Genomic DNA, 8,761 nt, shown 5'->3' on the forward strand with positions numbered 1-8,761 from the left:
AAGGCCGAGCCGGCGATCATCGCGGCGGCCACGTGGATGACGAGCCAGTACGAGTGCAGGGCGGGGACGAGCGGGCCGGCCGGGACGTAGACCGTCATCGACAGGCCGAGGACGATCACGCCGAAGCCGGTGACGATGCCGCCGAGCCACTGCACCTGCTGGGTCTTGACCAGGATCAGGTAGACCGTCATTGCTACGGTGACGCCCGCGGTGGAGAACTCGAACATGTTGCCCCACGGCACGCGCTCGGCCGCCAGCCCGCGGGTGACGACGCCCGCCAGCAGGATCAACGTGGCGAGGACGGTGAACGAGATGCCCATCCGGCCGGCGAGGTCGCGGCGCAGCTCGGGGGTCTCGGTCACCTCGTCGGGCACGGGGGCGGAGTCGCCGCCGCCGGCGTTGACGAGCGCGCGCTCGCGGACGGCGGGTGCGGCCACCTGCCGGGCGAAGCCCCACTCGGCCATGTGCGCGAGCCAGGCCAGCGAGAGCACGACGGTCGCGGCGGCGATCGCGTAGTTCGAGAAGGTGGCGTACTCGGCGAGCGTCATGGTCGTGCGTCCTCGTGCTGGTCGTCGATGCTCTTGTCGGTCTCTGCGTGGGCGTCCGGCTCGGCGTCGTCCGGGTCGGGCTCGTCCACCGACGGCGGGTGCTTCTCCTGCAGCTCGCGGAGCACCTCGTCGAGGTCGGCGCCGAGGTCACCGCGCGAGACGCGGTCGAGCCCGGCCACCTCCACCACGGTACGCGTCCCCTCGCGGCGCGTCCGAAGCCACGTGCGCCGCGGACGGATGCTCAGGCTCATGATCAGGCCGAGCACGCCGATGGACGTCGCCCAGAGCGGGATCTGCAGCCCGGGCGAGGAGCTGAACTGGAACTTGACGAACTGCCGCAGCCCCACGAACTCGACGCTGCCGCGCCCGTCGGGCAGGTCGGTGACCTGCCCCTGCGACAGGTTGATCCGGAACGGCGTGCCGTCGGCGTTGGTCATCTGCGTCAGGTCGTCCTTGTCGAGGATGAACACCGACTGCGGGTCGCCGTCGTCCAGGCCGAGGTCGCCGTAGTAGGCGAACAGGCCCAGGTTGGGGTTGGCCGCACCGGGGAACGCCGAGATCGGCGCGGCGTCGTCGCCCACCGAGATCGCGGTGGGCAGGAAGAAGCCCTGGAAGCCCAGCTGCTCCGGCCCCGCGTCGGGCACCTTGACCACGCCGGTGGACGTGTACGTGCCGTCCTCTGGCAGGAACGGAACCGCGCCGTCGAAGGCGACCTTGCCGTCGCCGTCGGTGACCTTGATGACGGGCGCGTAGCCCTGGCCGACGATGAACACCGAGGTGCCGTCGATGTCGAGCGGGTGGTTGACCTGGATGTCGAACGGCTTCTCGGCGGCGCCCGGACGCTCGGTGTAGCGGCCCAGGGCCTCGAACTCGCGCGGGGCGCCGCGCTGCGGGCCGGAGAGCTGGAAGCGGGCGCGGAAGTCGTCGAGGGTGAGCGAGAACGGGGGAAGGGTGTCGGTGTCGAACAGCGCGCCGGCGCTGAACTCGTCGTACTGGGTGAGGTCGTTGGAGAAGCCGCCGCCCTCGTCGACGACGATCGCGCTGCCGCGGTAGCCGAGCAGCCCGCCGGCCGCGACGCTGACGAGCACGACGACCAGGCAGACGTGGAAGACCAGGTTGCCGGCCTCGCGCAGGTACCCGCTCTCGGCCCGCACCTCCGAGCCCACCACGTCGACGCGCGCGCGTCCGCGTCCCAGCACCTTGCGGGCGTGGGCGACCACCTCGTCCTCGGCGGCGTCGGTCTCGTAGCGACGCGACTCCGGCAGCCGCTCGAGGTTGCGCGGCGCCTTGGGCGGACGGGCCCGCAGCGCGCGGAGGTAGACCAGCGTGCGCGGCAGGATGCAGCCGACCAGCGACACCATCAGCAGCAGGTACACCGCGCTGAACCACGGCGAGGTGTAGACCGAGAAGAAGCCGAGCCGGTCGAGGACGGGCGCGAGGTCGGGGTGCTGGATCTGGTACCGCTCGAGCGCCTGGGCGTCGACGCCGCGCTGCGGCACGAGCGAGCCCGGGATGGCCGCGACCGCGAGCAGGAGCAGCAGGAACAGGGCCGTGCGCATCGACGTCAGCTGGCGCCACGCCCACCGCAGCGTCTCGCGGGTCGACAGCGCCGGGGCCGACGACGGCTTCGGCGGCCTGCCACCGCCCTTGGGCTTCTCGGTGGTGGTCGTCGCCACTGCTAGATCACCGTCCCGTAGCCGGAGACCCACTGACGCAGGTCGAACACGAGCGCGTCCCACGCCCCGGTGACGAGCAGCAGCCCCACCGCGACCAGCATGCCGCCCCCGGCCAAGGAGACGGCGCGCTGGTGGTGGCGCACCCAGTCGACCGCGCCCATGAAGCGGCGCAGGCCGAGGCCCGCGAGGACGAACGGGACGCCGAGGCCGAGGCAGTAGGCGAAGGTGAGGAACGCCCCACGGCCGGGCGCGGCGTCGCCGAGCGACAGCCCGAGGACGGCGCCGAGCGTGGGGCCGATGCAGGGGGTCCACCCGAGGCCGAACAGGGCGCCGAGCAGGGGCGCCGCGGCGAGCCCGACGGACGGCACGCGGTGCACGCGGACGTCACGCTGCAGAGCGGGCACCAGCCCCATGAACGCGAGGCCGAGGACGATGGTGACGACGCCCATGACGATCGAGATCGTGCGGGCGTAGGGCGCGAGCTGGAACCCGATGGCGCCGAACAGCGTGCCGTAGGAGACGAACACGGCGCTGAAGCCGAGGACGAACAGCAGCGTGCCCGCGAGCATGCGTCCGCGCGGCCTCGAGCCGGTGTCGGCGAGGTCGGCGGCCGACAGCCCCGTCACGTACGACAGGTAGCCCGGCAGCAGCGGCAGCACGCACGGGGAGAAGAAGGAGACCAGGCCGGCGAGCATCGCCACGGGCACGGCGAGCAGCAGCGAGCCCGACGAGGCGGTGCCGGCGAACCACTCACCCATCGCTCTGCCTCACGTCGCCGGACTTCACCTCGTCGATCAGCCCCGAGAGCGTGGACGCCGTGACGTCGTCGAGGACGCGGGCCGCGACGCGTCCCTGGTCGTCGATCACCCACGTCGTGGGGATGGCCTGCGAGGGGAGCGAGTCGGCGAAGCCCAGCAGGGTCTGCGACGAGGGGTCGGAGATGCTCGGGTACGGCATGCCGACCCGGTCGGAGAACGCCTTGGACGCGGTGGACTCCTCGCGGATCGCGATGCCCACGAACTGCACGTCCTGGTCGGCGTACTGCTTCGACACCTGGATCAGCGCCGGCGCCTCCTTGCGGCACGGCGGGCACCACGAGCCCCAGACGTTGACCACGAGCGTCTTGCCCTCGTACTGGGAGAGCTGGATCCGCTCGCCGTCGAGCGTGGTGCCGGCGATGTCGGGCGCCTCCTCCCGGTCGGCCGGGTCGACGACGGTGATCAGGCCGTCACCGGTGACGTACTGGCCGCTGTTGGTCGTCGCGTTGCGCGAGCACGACGGGAGCACGCCGACGAGCGCGACGGCGAGCAGGACGACCGCGGCGCGGCGGACACGGGCGGGCACCGTCACGCGCCGCCCACGAACTTCTTGCGCAGCGCAGCCGGGATCAGGTCGCCGGCGGGCTCGTTGTAGGCGACGGCCACCACGGCGTCGTCCTCGTACGTGACCGAGGTGACGCTCGCGAGCGAGCACTGGCGCTTGCGGGGGTCGTGCGCGAACCGGCGTCCCTCGACGGCCATGCGGGCGGTCCAGACGGGCAGCTGGTGCGAGACGATCGCCGCCTCGTGGCCGCGCGCGGCGTCGCGGGCGTCGGCCATGGCCGCGAGCATCCGGTCGGCGATCTCGCGGTACGGCTCGCCCCACGACGGCTTGAAGGGGTTGCGGACCTTCCACCACGCCGACGGGTGACGCAGCGCGCCGTCGCCCACGCCGAAGATCTTGCCCTCGAACTGGTTGCCCGCCTCGATCACGCGCTCGTCGGTGGTGACGGGCAGGCCGGTGAGCTTGGCCGTGGGCGCGACGGTCTGCTGCGCGCGCTCGAGCGGCGAGGCGACGAGGTGCGTGACGTCGCGGTCGGAGAACCACTCCCCCACGCGCTCGGCCATCTGGTGCCCGAGGTCGGACAGCACGTAGCCGGGCAGGCGGCCGTAGAGCACGCCGGTGGGGTTGTAGACCTCCCCGTGGCGCACGAGGTGGACGACGGTGCGGGCGTGGGCGTCGGTCATGGCGTCCTCAGCTCTGGAAGGCGTCGTCGGGGTGGGCGGCCGCCGCCGCACGGGCCGCGACGGGCAGCGCCTCGGCCAGGCGGTCGAGCGCGCGGTCGTCGTGCGCGGCGGTGACGAACCAGCTCTCGAACGAGCTGGGCGGCAGGTACACGCCGGCGTCGAGCATCGCGTGGAAGAAGGCGCGGTAGCGGAACGGCTCCTGGTCCTGCGCCTCGGCGAAGTTCGTCGCCGGCGTGCTGCGGCCGAAGAACAGGCTGAACATGTTGCCGGCCGACTGCAGGACGTGCTCCACGCCCGCCGCCGAGCAGGCGTCGCCCGCGAGCTTCTGCACCTGCAGCGACACGTCGTCGAGGTGGGCGTACACCTCGTCGGTGGCCAGACGCAGCGTGGTCAGGCCGGCGGTGGTGGCGACGGGATTGCCCGACAGCGTGCCGGCCTGGTAGACGGGCCCGGTGGGCGCGAGCTGCTGCATCAGGTCGGCGCGGCCGCCGAAGGCCGCGGCCGGGAAGCCGCCGCCCATGACCTTGCCGAACGTCATCAGGTCGGGCACCCAGCCCTCGTGCGCGCCGTCGAGGCCCCAGTAGCCCGAGCGGCTGACGCGGAAGCCCGTCATCACCTCGTCGGTGACGAACAGCGCGCCGTGGTCGCGGCACAGGCGGGCGAGCAGCGAGTTGAACCCGGGAGCCGGGGCGACGACGCCCATGTTGCCGGCGGCGGCCTCGGTGATGACGCAGGCGATCCGGTCGCCGTGCGTCACGAACGCGGCCTCGACGGCCGCGGGGTCGTTGTAGGGCAGCACGATCGTCTGCTCGGTGGACGCGGCGGGCACGCCCGGCGTGCCGGGGATGCCGAACGTGGCGAGGCCGGAGCCGGCCTCGGCGAGCAGGGAGTCGACGTGGCCGTGGTAGCAGCCGGCGAACTTGACGACGAGGTCGCGCCCCGTGCAGCCGCGGGCCAGACGGATCGCCGACATGGTGGCCTCGGTGCCCGAGCTGACCAGACGTACCTGCTCGACGGGCGTGCGCGAGACAATCTCCTCGGCCAGGCGCACCTCGGGCTCGCTGGGCGTGCCGAACGACGTGCCGCGGCCGACGGCGTCGCGCACGGCGTCGACGACCTCGGGGTGCGCGTGGCCGAGCAGCAGGGGGCCCCACGAGGCGACCATGTCGACGTACTCGGTGCCGTCGACGTCGGTGACGAACGCCCCCGACCCCTCGCGCATGAAGCGCGGCGTCCCGCCGACCGCACGGAAGGCGCGGACCGGGGAGTTCACGCCACCGGGCGAGACCTCGCGGGCGCGCTCGAACAGTGCCGCCGACGCGGCCGTGCGGGAGTCAGGAGATACCACCCGTCCATTGTGTCCGACGCGCCGAACCACCGGTGATCGCCCCGTGGCACTCCGCGGGTGCTGACGACGAGTCGTCCAGGTGGACGAATCAGATTCGACGGCCTCGAAGGGTTCACGTGGCGGCGCCCCAGATGTAACATCGTGTTACGAAACTCACGGGTAACGAGATTGTCGCCACAGGGGGCGGGGTCCGGTGGGAGAGCCGGACGTCGTGGCGCAGGAGGGAACGCAGCATGGGAGCACGTCGCCTGACGCGGTGGCAGAAGGCCACCGCCGTCGTACCGGTCGCGCTGATCGTCGGCGCCTGGGGTGCCGCGATCGCCGGCCCGCAGGTCACCTCGACCTCCAGCAGCCAGGGGCAGAGCGACCCCGGCGTGCCCGACGTCCCCGGCACCCCGTTCGAGCAGCCCGCCAGCGTGCAGGCCCCGAACAGCACGCCGTCCGGCGTCGACCCCAGGGCCGGCGTGCCCGGCACCCTGTCGACGCTGTCGACCAACGGCATCCCCGCCGCCGCCCTGCTGGCGTACAAGCGCACCGAGACGCTGCTCGCCAGCGCCGACGCCGCGTGCAAGCTGCCCTGGAGCCTGGTGGCCGCCATCGGCCGCGTCGAGTCCAACCACGGTCGCTTCGGCGGCAACCGGGTGGGCGCCGACGGCGTCTCGCGTCCGGGCATCTACGGCATCCCGCTCGACGGCAGCAACAACACCGCGCGCATCACCGACACCGACTCCGGCGCCCTCGACCGCGACAAGGTCTACGACCGCGCCGTCGGGCCCATGCAGTTCATCCCCGGCACCTGGAACGCGATCGCCGTCGACAGCAACAACGACGGCGCCAAGAACCCGCAGGACATCAACGACGCCGCGCTCGCCGCGGGCGTCTACCTGTGCGCCGGCGAGGGCGACCTGTCGACCAAGCCCGGCGCCAGCGCGGCCGTGCTGCGCTACAACCGCTCGCAGGACTACGTGAACCTCGTCCTGTCGATCGCCGAGCGCTACGCCCAGGGCGACTTCTCCGAGGCGCCCAACAACGTGCCCAGCACGCCGTCGATCGTCGACCGCCAGAACGACCAGACCCTCACGCCCAAGCAGCGCGAGGAGGCCGGGTCGAAGGCGAAGAGCAAGAACAAGGACCGGGCCTCCGGCGGCTCCAGCAAGCCCGGCTCGGGTGGCTCGGGCAGCTCCGGTGGCTCGGGTGGGCCCGGTGGCTCGGGCGGGTCCGGCGGGTCCGGCGACGGCTCGTCCGGCGGCGGCTCGGACTCCGGCGGCGGCTCCGACACCCCGACCGACAAGCTCAAGAAGCCGGTCAAGGACACGGTCGACGGTGTCGTCGGTGGTGTGGGCGACGTCGTCGACGGTGCGACCGATCCTCTGCCCCCGGTGATCAAGGAGCCCGTCCAGGATCTCTGGACGCGCGCCGAGGCCACGGTCTACTGCACCACCAACCAGCCACTGGCCGTGCTCAGCTGCGTCGCCAACCTGGTGGGCAAGCCGCAGTCCTGATTCTTTGCTCTGGTTCTCCTCAGGAGTGAACCTTCGGTGACGATCTGTCATCTGTTGGTGTGGAGTGGTTGAGTGGCGCCTAACCTGGGTACAGGGGTACTGACGGCGCCGGACTCTTCCCCTCCGAGCCGATCAGGACAGTGGCAGTCACGGCACCGTGCGGACGTTCGCCGGTGTCACGGGAGGGACCAGTCGTGAAGTCGACGCACCACAGCAAGGCAGACCGGCGCGGGCCGGGCCGTTGGCCCGTCGTGGCGGCGGCTGTCCCCGTCATCATGATGGCCGGCGCCTGGAGCGCCGCCGTCGCGCAGACGAGCAGCGGCGACGACACCCTCGCGGCCGGTCAGCGCGTGAGCGTCCCGGACGTCCCCTCCGCCGAGTCGAGCACCCCGCTCGTCGTGACGACGCCCACCACCACCCCGCCCGGCGCCACGACCCCGGTCGTCCCCGCCGTCGACACGTCCGCCCAGGACGTCCCCGTGGCCACCCTCGCCGCGTACAAGCGGGCCCAGACGGTGCTGGCGGCCTCGGACGCCGCGTGCCGCCTGCCCTGGAACCTGGTCGCCGCGATCGGCAAGGTCGAGTCCAACCACGGCCGCTACGGCGGCAACGTCGTCGGCGCCGACGGCGTCTCGCGTCCCGGTGTGCGGGGCATCGCCCTCGACGGCACCAACAACACCGCCCGCATCCTCGACTCCGACTCCGGAGCGCTCGACGGCGACGCCACCTACGACCGCGCCGTCGGCCCCATGCAGTTCATCCCGTCCACGTGGGCGGCGGTCGCCGTCGACGGCAACGGTGACGGCGTCAAGAACCCGCAGGACGTCAACGACGCCGCCGTCTCGGCGGGCGTCTACCTCTGCGCCGGCGGTGCCGACCTGTCCACGCCGGCCGGCGCCCGCTCGGCGGTGCTCCGGTACAACCAGTCGGGCCCCTACGCCGACACCGTCCTGGCGATCTCGGCCCGCTACGCGGCCGGCGACTTCACCCCGGCCCCCGGCAGCTCGAACGTCCCCGTCGACACCACCCCGGCCTCCCCGGCCGCTCCCGTCACCCCCGCCGAGGTCACCACCCCGGGCAAGGGCCTGACCGAGGTCGCCGCCGCGGCGCTGCAGCAGCGACCCAACGCCCCGGTGCCCACGACGCCCGGCCTGAAGCCGGCGACGCCGAAGCCCACCACCCCGCCGGCCACGACGAAGCCGCCGGTCGTGACGCCTCCCCCGACCGACGAGACCACTGCACCGCCGGCCCAGGAGACGACGCCTCCCCCGACGGACGGGACGACCGCACCGCCGGCCGAGGAGACCACGCCTCCGCCGACCGACGAAACGACCGCACCGCCGGTGGAGGAGACCACGCCTCCGCCGACCGAGGAGTCCACGCCTCCCCCGGTGGAGGAGACCACCGAGCCGCCCGCCGACGAGTGCGATGGCGTCACGGTCACCGAGAGCACCGAGACCGCGGGCGACCCCGCGAGCGGGTCCTGCGTCCCACCGTGCGAGGACGGCACCGAGCCGGGCGCCGACGTCCAGACGCCCTGCGCGATCGTCGCCAAGCCCTGACGGCTCCACGAACCACGGCAGACGGTCGCGGACCACGGCAGATCTGCCGTGGAGATCGGAAGAGCACACGTCTGAAAACCAGTCAAACAGGAGGAAATCTGGTATGACGGCTTATGCTG

General features: G+C 72.6%; 7 protein-coding genes and 1 pseudogene. 2 read left to right on the plus strand and 6 right to left on the minus strand.

Translation table 11 applies throughout. The features are described 5' to 3' along the window. The 6 genes and pseudogenes from ACI6PP_RS22040 to hemL all read right to left on the minus strand — a co-directional run. Nucleotides 1-548: pseudogene (locus tag ACI6PP_RS22040) on the minus strand (c-type cytochrome biogenesis protein CcsB); the annotation flags it as partial. Further along, nucleotides 545-2,224, minus strand: a complete 1,680-nt coding sequence (gene resB, locus ACI6PP_RS22045) for a cytochrome c biogenesis protein ResB (protein ID WP_421113873.1) — start codon at nucleotides 2,222-2,224, stop codon at nucleotides 545-547. The pseudogene ACI6PP_RS22040 and the gene resB, both read right to left, overlap by 4 nt. A gap of 2 nt (nucleotides 2,225-2,226) precedes the next feature. After that, entirely contained in the window at nucleotides 2,227-2,982 is a 756-nt protein-coding gene (locus tag ACI6PP_RS22050; RefSeq protein WP_421113874.1) for a cytochrome c biogenesis CcdA family protein, read from the minus strand. Beyond that, nucleotides 2,975-3,574 carry a TlpA family protein disulfide reductase gene (locus ACI6PP_RS22055; protein WP_421113875.1) on the minus strand — a complete coding sequence of 200 codons (600 nt, stop codon included), beginning with the start codon at nucleotides 3,572-3,574 and terminating at the stop codon, nucleotides 2,975-2,977. The genes ACI6PP_RS22050 and ACI6PP_RS22055 overlap by 8 nt, the downstream gene beginning before the upstream one ends. Continuing rightward, a complete protein-coding gene (locus tag ACI6PP_RS22060) occupies nucleotides 3,571-4,230 on the minus strand; it encodes a histidine phosphatase family protein (RefSeq protein WP_421113877.1) in 660 nt (219 codons plus the stop codon). Before ACI6PP_RS22060 ends, ACI6PP_RS22055 begins: the two co-directional genes overlap by 4 nt. 7 nt (nucleotides 4,231-4,237) lie before the next feature. Next, complete coding sequence (hemL, locus tag ACI6PP_RS22065) at nucleotides 4,238-5,578, minus strand: glutamate-1-semialdehyde 2,1-aminomutase (protein ID WP_421113878.1); 1,341 nt, start codon at nucleotides 5,576-5,578, stop codon at nucleotides 4,238-4,240. 233 nt (nucleotides 5,579-5,811) lie between these two features. Here hemL and ACI6PP_RS22070 point away from each other — a divergent pair, with 233 nt between their 5' ends. Together ACI6PP_RS22070 and ACI6PP_RS22075 are read left to right on the plus strand one after the other, a co-directional pair. Then, a complete protein-coding gene (locus ACI6PP_RS22070; RefSeq protein ID WP_421113879.1) occupies nucleotides 5,812-7,080 on the plus strand; it encodes a lytic transglycosylase domain-containing protein in 1,269 nt (422 codons plus the stop codon). Nucleotides 7,081-7,274: 194 nt separating this feature from the next. Further along, entirely contained in the window at nucleotides 7,275-8,642 is a 1,368-nt protein-coding gene (locus tag ACI6PP_RS22075) for a lytic transglycosylase domain-containing protein (protein ID WP_421113880.1), read from the plus strand. Nucleotides 8,643-8,761: the final 119 nt, after the last annotated feature.

It is taken from the genome of Solicola agrisoli (assembly GCF_049059935.1).
GTDB lineage: Bacteria > Actinomycetota > Actinomycetes > Propionibacteriales > Nocardioidaceae > JAURVT01.

Bases quoted from the DNA above. Each gene is read 5' to 3' on its own strand.
- ACI6PP_RS22070 (WP_421113879.1), top strand. From the start codon at position 5,812: ATGGGAGCACGTCGCCTGACGCGGTGGCAGAAGGCCACCGCCGTCGTA.
- ACI6PP_RS22050 (WP_421113874.1), bottom strand. From the start codon at position 2,982: ATGGGTGAGTGGTTCGCCGGCACCGCCTCGTCGGGCTCGCTGCTGCTC.
- ACI6PP_RS22060 (WP_421113877.1), bottom strand. From the start codon at position 4,230: ATGACCGACGCCCACGCCCGCACCGTCGTCCACCTCGTGCGCCACGGG.